This window comes from Paenibacillus sp. PvP094, from assembly GCF_040546835.1.
In the GTDB taxonomy this organism is placed as follows: Bacteria; Bacillota; Bacilli; order Paenibacillales; family Paenibacillaceae; genus Paenibacillus; species Paenibacillus illinoisensis.
Map to the genome: position 1 here is coordinate 1032754 of NZ_JBEPOM010000001.1, position 12719 is coordinate 1045472.

Here is a 12719-nt window from a genome sequence, read left to right on the forward strand (position 1 = left end):
TCTTTCTCTCCCTGTATTATGACACCCACGTAATATGACCGATATTCTGTTTGCCTGTTTTACCCTTTGATTGAACCAAGCATAACCCCTTTGACAAAGTACTTCTGCAAGAACGGATATACCGCCAAAATGGGAATAACCATGACAATCACTGCTGCTGCCCGGATACCTTCCGGCGTAAGATTCGAAATCATCGTTGGATCGGTAAAGTCCTGTACATTCAGATTGGACATAATCATATTTTGGACCAGTACAGTCATGTTGTATTTGGACGTATCGTTGATGTAGATCATCACGCTCATGAACGAATTCCAGTACCCCACGCCGTAAAAGAGAGCAATGGTCGCCAGCAATGGTTTGGATAGCGGCAGCACAATACGAAACAACAGTCCCAGCTCACCACAACCGTCAATGCGGGCCGCCTCGTCTACTTCCCCGGGCAGATTTTCAAAATAGGAGCGCATGATCAGCATGTTATACGTGCTCACCAGGCCAGGCAGCCAGAGTGCACCGTAACTGTTCACCAGCCCCAGGTTTTGCACTACCAGGTACGTCGGAATGAGTCCCCCGTTAAAAATCATCGTGAACACCATCGCCATCGTAAAAAATCGACGGTGGTAAAAATGCCTCCGTGACAGCGGATAAGCCGCCATGATGGTCACGGCCATGCTAAGCCCTGTACCGATTAACGTAATCTCCACACTGTTCCAGAACGCATTCAAAATTGGCGTCCCCGTAATCAGGCTGTGGTAGGAAAACCAGGTGAAATCGACTGGCCATAACCCCACGTTACCGGACACGACGGCTCTTGCATCACTGAACGACAGAGCTATGATATTCAGAAGGGGCAGGATACAGCTGACGGCAACCAATGATAACAACACATAATTGATCAGATAAAATACTTTCTCTCCTCTGGTTTTTCTCATGCTGTTCTCCCTCCCTACCACAAACCTTCGTTGAATCGGCGTGCAATGTAGTTTGCACAAAAGATGAGAATAAAGGCCACCAGGGATTCGAACAATCCCATCGCTGTCGTCAGGCTGAACTGTGCCCCCTGAAGACCCGTGCGATAAATATACGTACTGATGACATCAGCAACCTCGTTGACATTGGAATTCTGGAGCATATAAACCTGGTCGAAGCCAACCTCCATCACCCGCCCCATCGACAGAATGAGCAGAAGAATAATTGTCGAACGTATGCCCGGAAGGGTCACATGCCAGATCTGACGCATTTTGCTCGCCCCATCCATCTGTGCAGCCTCGTATTGGCTCGGATCAATGGTCGTTAGTGCTGCCAGAAAAATGATGGCGTTGAAGCCCATGTCCTTCCATATTCCTGATCCAACGAACACCGCAATCCAGGAGCCCTTGTTGTACATAAACGGGTAAGGTTCACCTGTCCAAGCCTCGACCCAGCGGTTTACGATCCCGTTCTCCAAAGAGAAAACCGTCATGATCATCATCGCAATAATGACCCAGGAAAAGAAGTGCGGCATGTAGACCACGGTCTGCACCGTCCGCTTGAAGGCCATGTTTCTCACTTCATTGAGCATAATGGCCAGGATAATCGGAATGGGAAATCCTACAATGATGCTTAACAAACTGAGGAACAAAGTGTTACGGATGATCTCCACCGTGCGCGGATCGCTGAACAGCGTCTGGAAATGTTGAAAGCCTACCCATGGACTATGCCAGAGCCCGTCATAGAAGTTATAGTCCTTGAATGCCATGACCAGTCCTCCAATGGGTGCATAACGAAAGGTCAGGTAAAACAGGATCACCGGAATAAACATCAGGATTAACGGAATATTAGTCTTGAACCGTCTCAGCCGCTGCTGCCTGATTCGATGCTTCATTTCATGATTTGGTGGTTGTATTCCGGACGGTGTTCCAGCGGCCAGCTCCCCCTTCATATTTCATCACTCCTCTCTGCTGCTGATGTGCTATAGCTGTATTTTAGATAAAAATGTAAGCGTAAACATTTGTTATTTAACGATCCTTTTTAAAATTTCTACGCAAAATAACCCCACTTGGTGGGGTTGTCCTAGGAAACGGGGCTGTATGCATACAGATTCCTTATGATCTGATCTTGGCTGTAAAACACATAAAGAACAGGTGCTACTCGTGGTGATCTCCAGCTCCCTGCTTACGATATTCGCGAGGAGACAATCCAGTCGCCTGTTTGAATACGGTAGTGAAATAGCTTGAGTTATCGAAGCCTGTCTGTTCTGCTATATCGGCCATGCTCTGCCGGGTGCTGTGCAGCAGCAGCTTCGCTTTTTCGATCCGGCGTTTGCTGACATACTGGCTGAAGCCCTGTCCGGTCTCCTTTTTGAACAAATGACTCAAGTAGTTTGGCGTCACATGCACATGAACAGCAGCGGCCTGCAGCGTGCAGCTTCCGGCGTAATTCATCTCAATATACCGAATGACACGTGTGATTACATGATCCTGCTGTTCCCGGGTCAGGCGCATCATCATATCCATCCACTCTTCACTCTTCGAGCGAGCCCATGCAATGACTTCGGGCACGGTATGGATCCACAGAAGCGGATCTGGACCGAATGCGTCCAATCCCCCGGACTCCTGTGGCTGAAGCTGCTGTGCGAGCATGTCCGTCAAGACTTTCATAAGCAGATGGATTTCGGATTTGCATGGGGACAGTGGCATTCTGGCGGCTTCCTCCAGTAGGTCCTCCACCCAAATGATCATCTCCTCAAATTGCTGATGGAGCAGCATTGAAGCCAGTTCTTCGCGCCATCTCTCGGTACGGTCCACCTGGTTGTATTGCTCCCTGATTCGGATGTCCGACTGCTTCCGGCGATACCGTTCATGTGCCTTGCGCAGCACCTTACATGCTTCATCGAGGGAGAACGGCTTGAGCAAAAATTCAATAGCCCCATAGCGGATGGCACGCTGTGCATATTCAAATTCACGATACCCTGTTAAAATGATAATCATGATATCCCGCCCACTCTCATGTATGCGTTCAGCCAAGTCCAGACCATCCATTACAGGCATGTTAATATCCGTAATAATCAGATCAGGCGTACAGCTGTGCACCGCCTGAATCGCTTCTTCTCCATCCGCAGCTTCTCCCACAACCTCCCATCCGAGAGGATTGTTCCGAACCAGATGAATTAGCCCCTGACGGAATAGCGTTTCATCATCGACTACAAGCATTCGTCCATTCACAGCACCTGCTCCTCTCTATCATCCGCATTCCCGGGCATGGTTCCTACTCCGATCTGATATGGTAAACGAAGGCGTACAAGTGTCCCTTCACCGACAGCAGACTCGATCTGTATGCCATAAGGCTCCCCGTGAATCAGTTCGATTCTTCGGAGTACACTTCGGATACCGATATGCTGACGTTCCTCTTCCGCATGTGGAACTGGCTTCATTATTCGTTCAATGACCGTTGCATCCATGCCGCAGCCGTTATCGACTATTTCAATAATGAGCATGTCCGTTTCCTTCTCCGTCTCATGCCCTGGATGCTGTAAACCACGAATCTGCAAACGGCGATTGTCCCTCTTGTCTGAGAATGCATGTACAAACACATTCTCGACGATAGGCTGAAGCAGCAATCGGATCACCTGACAACGAAGCAACTCCGCAGGAATTGAAATCTCTACGGATAATGCTTCCTGATATCTGGCCTGTTGGATTTGCAGATAATGATCGATTTGCTTCATCTCATCCTGGAGAGTCGTTAATCGCTGCACGGGTTCTAGTGTATACTGCAGCATTTCAGACAGGGCTGTAACGAGACGAGCGGATTTCTCATCGCCCAGCATATAGAACTTCCAGAAAAACATGCTTAGTGTGTTATATAGAAAATGAGGGTTCAACTGCGCCTGAATGGCTTTGAGTTCGGCTTCCTTTTCACTGAGTTCCCGCTCGTACACTTCATGAATGAGCGTATCGATCCGGGAAGCCATCGCATTGAACCGTTCACCGATGAAGCCCAACTCGTCCCGCGTCTCTATTCGGACCCTTGTATCGAACTGGCCATCACGCACCCTTTTCATCGCATTGACCAGACTGGCCAGCGGACGCAGCAATCTGCCGCTAATGATAGTGATGATGAACCAGGAGCATAGTACGCTGGCTGCGGCAGAGAACACGGCGACTTGCAGGATGAGCTTACCCTTGTTCTGAATCTGTGCGAGCGATACTTTGCTTACCAGTGTGAAGCCTGCCTTGTCCGAGGTTTGTTTGGTATACAAATGAGTCGATCCCTGCTCGTCCCTGATTTCTGTTGCCCCCAGGTTTAGCTGTGTAAGCGGTGGTGGGTCTATATCCGGATTATGAAACGCATATAGCAGCTGCCCTTCCGCATCAAACAGATCAACAGCAACCTCCTCGTTCAATCGAAGGTCCTTGAGATACGACTCAAACAGCGAGGTGTTAAACAGAATCAACATCACTCCATACGTTTCCAGATCAACCGAGCGCATTAATCGTCCAGCCAAAATCCAATTGGACTGCTCTTCCTGCAGAAAAGCATCTGGACCCAGACGATTCCACACATATTCACCGCCCGTCCCTTCCAGCTTATGAACCATCTCGGCCAAATAGGAAGGATTCATCTGTTGAAACGAGCCGGCAAAGGCGCCCAGATTAAATATATTTCCCTTCAGATCATAAATGCGAAGTCCCATGATCTCCGGTGCATCCAGCCTTACCTGGTACAACTGATCATCCAGTTCATCCTCAAGCTTCATCTGATCGTAGGACGAGATGCCTGCAGCCTGTGCCTTAATGGCATTTTTCACGGAAGGATTGAGTGTGATGTAATCCGTGACCTTGTACATGTCGTTGACCCGCGAATCCAGCCGTGCCAGAACCTGTTCTGCTGTAAGACTATACTGACGACTGACTTCTTCATTGAATAGGGCAATATGGATGCGATATGTGATCAGCCCTGTCATTCCGGAGATGAATACCGTCGCAGCCGACAAAAACAAGACTAGTTTCGTCCTGAATTTAAAGCGTTTACAAAAGTTATCCCACCACATCCGGTACACGCACCTCACCCTTATCCCGTTCCCGTCTTATGCTTAAAAACATATCACACCCCTGTTCAAAAAAACAGAAAAACCCTGACCCTGTCTCAGTGGTCAAAGTTTATCATTTCACCATATATCGGGGCACCTACAATCGGTGTAACTCCTTCTGCAGATACTCCCGACGCTCGGCCACATAGGTACGAATCTTCTCGGGTTCACCATAAAAAACATTCATCGGCCATTTCATGTAGGGATCCTGCTCCACAGCTTCACGGATCTGACCGTGTAATCGATACACTACCGGCATAATCTGTTTCTCGGTAAAAACGTTCATCAGATACTGCTTCATCATTCTCTTGTAATGCTGACGGAAAAGGCGGAAAGCAAGCAGCCGTCCAGTCAGTTTGTTATATCCCTGAATCCGTACCAGGTTAGGATCTACTCTCGTACCATAACAGTTTCTTCCCCAAGTCCCCTCATAATCCCAAGGCAGGATGCCATACCTCCGGGTCTTGATCTTCTCATACCATGTGTAATTCTGATGGAATCCATCGAAATTACCTGTAAGTACAGCTCCACTCAGCCAGCGCAAATAGTTATCCGTATCCATTCTCGCCCGCAAAAAGCGAAGCAGATCCTGCCTCGACTTCGTATTCAGCTGCTGGATAAAGGTACGGAGCCTCATGCGATCCTCGTCCTTGCCGCGTATCAGTGTGTATCCGGATAATAGATCCGTGTTTGTTTCAGTCGAATTCAGTGCAAATCCCGCATGATCGTTTACCGCATAGAAGATGCTTCGAACAGGCATTTTTCGTTGCCGAAAAAAGAACGATTTAACTCCCTCAATACGCAAATAGACACCCTCCAGCTGTCCGTTAAGATACAGTATGCAGTGCTGCGTCGATGGAGCCGGAACACGAAGGGATTCGAAAAAACGGAACGAGAGTGCATTGCGCAGCAATGAGGGATCATCATACTCGGCATTAAAATGAAATGTTCTGCTGGACGTTCGAATTTCGAAAGACTTTTTGACATAGCCACGTGTGTGCCCTCCCCGGTATCGAATTCGGATGGGAAGCGGTTTGCCGTCCATCTGCATCGTTCCGTTCACAAACGTATCTGACCAGATATCTGATGTTAACTGTTGATACTCGTTATCGGACACCGTGATGTGGTAGACAGGTAGAGCCATTTCCATCCGCCTTTCGAAGACTCCTGAGATTGCCCGTAGGCTGTTACATCATCCTATGCAGGAGCACAGCAAGCCGTAAGGGCAGATACACAGTTCCATTCAGAGTACCTACAAGCCAACCTTCCGGGATGCGGAGTAATCGTGCCATTAATCTATGATTACCATCATCTTTTCATAGATTATAGCCAAAATAGTATGGAAATGGTTGTCCGGCTAGTCCCTCTATTAAGCATGTTTCATATGATTAAACTACAGACAGACACGAATGACGAATGGAAGGGATCAACAAAACATCCGCCATTTTTGTCCATCTGAACTTATATCACGGAAGGGGCACAACACAATGTCTATGAACGGTCAAGGTATGAGAGGTTTGCTCGGAAGAGAGATCAAGATTAACCGTGGTGGCCCAGATTCCGTAACGGGCACGCTGATGGACGTGCGCTGGGACTACATGGCGATGAGCTGCAAGGAAGGCATCGTCTATGTCAATGAAACTCATGTTAAAAGCATCACAGACACGGGCCGTTCCGGTGGAAACAGAGCGGCAGCCATGGGCAACCCTATTCCATCCAATACGTTTCTCGGGGTTATGCAAGCACTCCGCTTCCGTCGTGTACAGATCAACCGGGGAGGTCCTGAGAAAGTCGAAGGCATCCTGGCCGATGCCAATCAGAACCAATTAATTTTGGCTTTGAAAAATCAGGAGATCGTTCGTATTCCCCTGCAGCATGTGAAATCGGTATCCATTGTACGCGGTAGTAACAACAATAATAGCAATAACTCTAACAACAGCAACAACAACAATGGTAATAACACGAGTCAAGGAAACCAAGCAGCTCAAGGCAATCGTTCTCAAGGGAATCAGGCTGCTCAAGGCAACCAATCCCAGGGTAATCAGGCCGCTCAAGGTAACCGGGGCAATCGCTCCCAAGGTGCCCAACAAGGCGCTCAAGGCAATCAATCACGCGGTAACCGTTCACAAGGAGCTCAAGGTAACCGTTCGCGCGGCAACCAAGGCAACCAATCCAAAGGAAACAAGTCTGGCGGGAATAAATCCGGTGGCAACAAGTCCGGCGGTAAAAAGAGATCATAATCGTTACGTGACAGGTTAGGTTATTAACCAGTTTAAAGGGGGGAATAATCATGTTGATCTTCGTTGCTGTAGTCTTAATCGGTGTGCCTTTGTACTGGATCGTTCTACCTGGAAGAAGGCCCACTCCAACCCACGAACATTCGATTCAATCTCCACCAGGACTTCTCCCCCTGGGAGGTGAATCACAGTAAATGCCTGATTACCAGTTGTGGTTAACCTTCGGGGTGTTTATTATTACTGTCATTTTCCTGATGTGGCGACCAGGCGGATTAAATGAATCCATTCCTACTTCGCTTGGCGCCCTTCTTCTTGTTATTACTGGTGTGAGCAGCTTCGCTCATATCGTTGGCATCTTCGGGATTGTTTCCGGCGCTGCTGTAACCATTCTCTCGACCATTGTCATGTCCATCATTCTCGAGAGCATTGGCTTTTTTCGCTGGATCGCCATCAATATGATAGAAAAGGCACGAGGCTCCGGCTTCCGATTATTCTGGCTGATTCTATTACTGTGTTTTCTCATGACGATCTTCTTCAACAACGACGGCAGTATACTGATTACAACTCCGATCATCCTCCGAATCTGTTCCATCCTACGCCTCAAAGTGCATCAGCAATTACCTTACCTGATCTCAGGTGCACTCATCGCTACAGCTTCCAGTGCCCCAATCGGACTTAGTAATCTCGCTAATCTCATCGCCTTGCAAATGGTCGGATTAAACTTGAATACCTACACCCAGATGATGTTTGTGCCATCAATGCTGGGGATCATGGTGATGACCATACTGCTGTTCTATTATTTTCGCAAAAGTATTCCCAAGGTTATTCATCACTACCCTATGTCCATGCAATCCACATCCGGTTCAGGGTATCATCCGCTGCAAACAGGAAATCAGGATACACCACGAGCGGATAGTGGAAAGAGCGTAGACTGGTGGTTGTTCCGTGTCTGTATCGGGATTGTTGTATTCATTCGTGCAGGATACTTTCTCGCTGAGCAGTGGGGAATTCCTATGGAGATTGTCGCCATCACTGGTGTTGTTCTGATGCTGGCTGTGCGTTGGTATCGCACCCGGACTGGACTTAAGGATGTAGTTACACAAACGCCCTGGCACATTCTGCTCTTCGCCTTCAGCATTTATATTATCGTGGATAGTCTTCACCGGGCTGGAATGACTGCTGTTATCGTTCAGTGGATGAAGCCCATGATAGAAGGTGGTGACGCCAGTCTCATTGCCGTATCGGGTCTAATGCTCACTCTATTATCCAATCTGCTCAATAACCTGCCTTCCGTCATGATTGGCACCTTTGCAGTAACCGATCTTCAATTAGGTGATACCCAGCTGCATCTGGCTTACCTTGCCAACATTCTGGGGAGTGATATTGGCGCCTTGCTGACACCGATAGGTACTCTAGCAACGTTGATCTGGATGTATATTTTGAAGACCCACCATGTTCGAATCTCTTGGAAACAGTATATGAAAGTAACCTTCATAGTGATACCAATTAGTCTAATTGTCAGCCTATTTTCCCTATATATTTGGACGTCTATTCTATATTGAGAGGAGGTATACTGTGAAATTCCCAACAATGTGGCTTGGAAAATCCATCGAATTGGAACTATCCGGCTGTAAACTTCCAATTCAGGGTGAGATCATTGATATGGGTCAGGACCTGATTGTTGTTTACGGAGATCAACGGTTCACCTATGTACCTCTTCATCACCTTCAATCCATGCACATAACCAAAGGGGGCGATGCAAGTTCCACCTCCAGCATGCCTGCGCCTGATCCCGAGATGGATCACAACAATATATCGTATCGCAAAATATTAATGAATGCTCGTGGCAGATTCAGTGAAATTTCGATAGGCGGGCGTACGCTGCACGGTTATATTACGAACATTATGAACGATTACTTCATCTTCTTCTCTCCACTGCATCATTCGGTCTACGTCTCCATCAATCATCTGAAATATATCATTCCTTCTCCAACAAACAGCACGCCTTATTCCCTAAGCCAGCAGCATTTCCCCATTCAGCCTGCGTCCATGCCTCTTTCCCGGACAATGGACCAACAGCTTCAGAAAATGGTTGGTGAACTTGTCATCCTGAATCTTGGTGACAAGCCATATCGGGCTGGATTGCTGAAGGCCGCAGATAATAAGCTGATTGAACTGGTAGAGGCAGAAGGTCAGACCTTGATTATGCATACCGATCATATTCAAACCATTCATCTGCCTTGAATATAGGAAATGACCGAAAAGGTCCATCCGCTTATCGGATGGACCTTTCATTTATGTTGGTAAGTTGTTGGGGCCCATCCATGAATAGGACAAGCCATGATTCTACTTTCCGTATGTCTGTTCCATACGCTCTTCCTCATTCGTAGACAGCAATATGTTAAGCAGCCCCATCGCATTATTGGCATCGGTTCTCGCCGTTTGGTACTTCTCAGCAAACGCTACCTCATCCTGCTTGGGATCCATTGCTGCCAGCTCCCCCCATGACTTGCGGGCCTTGTCGTAGAGTTCGCTTAACGTAATGTCATATGGATGCTGTGCAACCGGAGCCATGGATTCGAATTTCGCGGTGACTCTGAAGAAATCCATGGAATCCTGAAACGATTGGCTGCTGTAATCCTTGTTATTCATCGCATCTTCGGTAATCAGCAGACCTTCACGAGAAATAAACAATGTCTTGACCATGGCCCGTTCCAGGTTCGTAGCTTCATCCCAAGTGATATAGGTTACGTCAGGAGCCTGTACGGTTGTAAAAAAAGGAAAGGCGTCATCGATTAAAAGCTGTGTATTGGCATGAATCGGAACCTCCGCATTCATATCCACAACAGTATCACTGTAATTGGCAACGTTAATATTCTTGGACCCTTCCTCACTAACCCGGCGAACCGGATGGTCGTCCAGCGGAATACGGATGTAGCCCAGCTTGTCAGCATATTGATCCTGCAGTTCTTTCAACGTTTCCGTAGCAGTGGAGGCTGGTTCCGAAGCGTTACTCTCGCTCTCCTCTGCTGCTGCAGTTTCGGCTCCGGACTGCTCAGTGCTGCCGCTCGCTGTCGCATCAGTACTCGCCTCCTGAACAGGCTCTTGACTGGCAGTTTCCTTGGCCCCTCCGCCGCATGCGGATAAAACCGCAGCCAAGCTGAAGATCACGGTAAACATCCGAATCGGTTGTGTCCATCTCATGGTATAATCTTCCCCTTATCTTATGTATGCATCTAATCTACATTAACCATGGCATGTACGATTGAATTCCTATTCTCCATATGATTCATCTTCGGATAACATGCCGTATTCACAGGTAAGTATTGGTCTACATTCTAACATAAGTTAAATTCTGGGTGTATACGACGATGTACCTGTCTCCTTGAGCTGTCATGACTGGATGCCCCCGACAAAAGTACAAAAAAACACTGTCATCCCGAAGGACAACAGTGTCTGCAAGAAACCTATCTATACGCTATTTAATCCCCTTAGCCTTCTCGATATGTTCCGCCCTAGTCTGAGGCTCTGTGCAATTGGCTGACGACAGCAGGGAATAGATAGCCTGAATATCCTGCTCCTTAAACAACGTTTCAGGCACTTCTGCTTCGAGTCTTTCCGTTTTGCGCAGAATGGTCTCAACCAATTCATGATCATATATCACCAGTTCATCGGAATTCACATAACGCACCGCAGGATCGACACTGATCCGGCAGCGATTGGTGAAGGTCACCATGGAAATTATGCGGATCCGCTTATAATCTCCGAGGTGTGCATGAACCGCCTCAACATGGCCCCGATGCTGCATCAGAGGATTATACATCTTAATGCGACTGGTACTGACCGTCCAGTTGGCCTCTCTGCGCCCACCCCGAATCTCGCCTGTAGTCAGGTTACGGGTCTCGATGACGAAGATCCCCCGCGGACCAATAACAACATGATCAATCTGAGAATAGCCTGAACGGGATTTGGGATTGGCAACGAGCAGATCACTCAAAACTTTGTATTGTCCCGGGAGACTGTACAGTCGTTCTGCTGTTGTCGGTTCTTCCGGCTCGCTGATCCAGGCTGCCTCATGTTTGGATTTGGATTTAGATTTGCGTCTGCTCCGCATCATTCGGGCAGGTGCGGGGCCCGTATCCGGCATCGCGGGGGCCGAGGCCGTAATTGAACTCGCAAGCTCTGGCTGTGTCTTGAACAGAGACAGGATTTTTTTGAACATGGGCAAGCTCCGTTCTAAAATTTAGTGTGAGTTACAGGTGATCGGTTACGACAATTGAACAACATAACAACATCTTTGGACTTCCATTATGTAAACTTCTATTACTTATGTCGGATGAAGACGGGTAAAAATAAAGGTCATCAGGCCTAATTTCCTTGCACAAACCAAAGTATACGAAAATATTTAACCAATATCGTGACTTTAGACACATGCGATCCATTGAAAATTCTAATAAAAACAGCGCATCCCTTTCCACTTAAGAAAAAGAACACGCTGCCGCTTACCACAAATGCGATTTATGCTTGAAGATAGTACGTATAGAGCACCTGCGTGCCCTTCTCATCCAGACCGTTTCTGGATATTTCCTGATAGAGGGATTCAGCCAGTGCCAGCCCTGGCGTCTTCATGCCCATGGCTTTGGCCGATTCGAGGGCGATTCCCATGTCTTTGATAAAATGTTTCACATAGAATCCAGGCTCGAAATCGCCTGCGATCATGCGCGGACCGAGATTGCTAAGCGACCAGCTTCCGGCTGCACCGGTAGCAATGCTCTTCAGCACGTTCTCCGCGTCAAGCCCCGAACTCTTGGCATAGGCGAGTGCTTCGCATACGCCCATCATGCCTGATGCAATGGCAATCTGGTTGCACATTTTGGTATGCTGACCGGAACCTGCCTTGCCCTGCAATACAATGTTGGTGCCCATACACTCGAAAAGCGGTCGTACCGCTTCGAATGCTTCCGCGGTGCCACCAACCATGATGGACAGCTTGGCATCGCGTGCGCCAATATCTCCACCCGATACGGGAGCATCCAATGCATGCAGCCCCTTGGCTTCTGCCGCTTCGAAGATGCGAGCAGCCAGCATGGGACTGGATGTCGTCATATCAATCAGGGTTGAACCCGGTTTGGCATTGGCTACAAGACCGTCCTCGCCAAGATAAATCTCCTCTACATCCTTCGGATATCCTACCATGGTGATGATGACATCACACTCAGCTGCAAGCTTGCCTGGTGTATCGTGCCAAACAGCCCCTTCATTCACCAATGCTTCCGCTTTGGCAGCTGTGCGGGTATACACATGCAGCGGATATCCCGCTTTCTGGATATGACCTGCCATGCTTTTCCCCATAACGCCTGTACCGATAAAGCCAACTTTTGTCTCTCCAGGTGCCTTCGTCGTATTTGTCATCG

Annotated in this window: 11 protein-coding genes; 3 read left to right on the top strand and 8 right to left on the bottom strand. The window is 48.1% G+C overall.

What is annotated here, in order from left to right:
• Positions 1-59: 59 nt before the first annotated feature.
• The 5 genes from ABIC22_RS04950 to ABIC22_RS04970 form a co-directional block, all read right to left on the bottom strand.
• Positions 60-929, bottom strand: coding sequence for a carbohydrate ABC transporter permease (locus tag ABIC22_RS04950; protein ID WP_095361125.1), 870 nt, complete (start codon positions 927-929; stop codon positions 60-62).
• A gap of 14 nt (positions 930-943) precedes the next feature.
• Entirely contained in the window at positions 944-1861 is a 918-nt protein-coding gene (locus ABIC22_RS04955; protein WP_164764265.1) for an ABC transporter permease, read from the bottom strand.
• A 262-nt stretch (positions 1862-2123) separates the two neighbouring features.
• Entirely contained in the window at positions 2124-3200 is a 1077-nt protein-coding gene (locus ABIC22_RS04960; RefSeq protein WP_354478866.1) for a response regulator transcription factor, read from the bottom strand.
• Complete coding sequence (locus tag ABIC22_RS04965; protein WP_354478869.1) at positions 3197-4978, bottom strand: cache domain-containing sensor histidine kinase; 1782 nt, start codon at positions 4976-4978, stop codon at positions 3197-3199. The genes ABIC22_RS04960 and ABIC22_RS04965 overlap by 4 nt, the downstream gene beginning before the upstream one ends.
• 187 nt (positions 4979-5165) lie before the next feature.
• A complete protein-coding gene (locus ABIC22_RS04970; RefSeq protein ID WP_354478872.1) occupies positions 5166-6212 on the bottom strand; it encodes a CotH kinase family protein in 1047 nt (348 codons plus the stop codon).
• A 343-nt stretch (positions 6213-6555) separates the two neighbouring features.
• Here ABIC22_RS04970 and ABIC22_RS04975 point away from each other — a divergent pair, with 343 nt between their 5' ends.
• The 3 genes from ABIC22_RS04975 to ABIC22_RS04985 all read left to right on the top strand — a co-directional run bounded on the left by ABIC22_RS04975 (position 6556) and on the right by ABIC22_RS04985 (position 9549).
• Positions 6556-7308: a hypothetical protein gene (locus ABIC22_RS04975; protein WP_354478875.1), complete on the top strand. Its 753-nt coding sequence runs from the start codon at positions 6556-6558 to the stop codon at positions 7306-7308.
• Positions 7309-7499: 191 nt separating this feature from the next.
• Positions 7500-8867, top strand: coding sequence for an arsenic transporter (locus ABIC22_RS04980; protein ID WP_354478878.1), 1368 nt, complete (start codon positions 7500-7502; stop codon positions 8865-8867).
• 13 nt (positions 8868-8880) lie between these two features.
• The gene (locus ABIC22_RS04985) at positions 8881-9549 is read left to right on the top strand and encodes a DUF2642 domain-containing protein (RefSeq protein WP_246058365.1); all 669 of its coding nucleotides are present in this window, start codon (positions 8881-8883) and stop codon (positions 9547-9549) included.
• A gap of 102 nt (positions 9550-9651) precedes the next feature.
• On the opposite strand, the gene ABIC22_RS04990 is transcribed toward ABIC22_RS04985, so the two are convergent.
• The 3 genes from ABIC22_RS04990 to ABIC22_RS05000 all read right to left on the bottom strand — a co-directional run bounded on the left by ABIC22_RS04990 (position 9652) and on the right by ABIC22_RS05000 (position 12717).
• Positions 9652-10509, bottom strand: coding sequence for a hypothetical protein (locus tag ABIC22_RS04990; RefSeq protein WP_354478880.1), 858 nt, complete (start codon positions 10507-10509; stop codon positions 9652-9654).
• A gap of 274 nt (positions 10510-10783) precedes the next feature.
• Entirely contained in the window at positions 10784-11527 is a 744-nt protein-coding gene (locus ABIC22_RS04995; RefSeq protein WP_354478883.1) for a nuclease-related domain-containing protein, read from the bottom strand.
• A gap of 296 nt (positions 11528-11823) precedes the next feature.
• The gene (locus ABIC22_RS05000) at positions 11824-12717 is read right to left on the bottom strand and encodes an NAD(P)-dependent oxidoreductase (RefSeq protein ID WP_354478885.1); all 894 of its coding nucleotides are present in this window, start codon (positions 12715-12717) and stop codon (positions 11824-11826) included.
• Between the last annotated feature and the right edge of the window lie 2 nt (positions 12718-12719).